The sequence below is a fragment of the Thermorhabdus hydrogeniformans genome (assembly GCF_049310025.1).
In the GTDB taxonomy this organism is placed as follows: domain Bacteria; phylum Bacillota; class Thermosediminibacteria; order Thermosediminibacterales; family Tepidanaerobacteraceae; genus JBJYKD01.
In genome coordinates this window covers 1-260 of the sequence record NZ_JBJYKD010000196.1, presented here as the reverse complement: position 1 = coordinate 260, position 260 = coordinate 1, and the positions used below count along the sequence as shown (strand labels likewise).

The 260-nt window shown below is 55.0% G+C and carries 1 rRNA gene; it reads left to right on the top strand.

The window, feature by feature from the left end:
* Nucleotides 1-149: 149 nt before the first annotated feature.
* Nucleotides 150-260: ribosomal RNA gene (locus ACKX14_RS16090) — 23S ribosomal RNA — on the top strand; the annotation flags it as partial.

The following is a 260-nucleotide window of genomic DNA, read 5'->3' as shown; positions in this document are numbered from 1 at the left end:
GTAGCCGTATCGGAAGGTGCGGCTGGATCACCTCCTTTCTAAGGAGAAACTTGACCCGGGCGTGGCACTGTTTGGTTATAAAGAATTGCACCTTGAAAACTGCACAGTGAAGTGGAAAAACGGGTAAAGAAGAGAACAATTTCGCTTAAGGTCAAGCGAAGAAGGGCACACGGAGGATGCCTGGGCGTAAGAGGGCGACGAAGGGCGCAGCGAGCGGCGAAACGCCCCGGGGAGCTGCAAGCAAGCTAAGATCCGGGGGT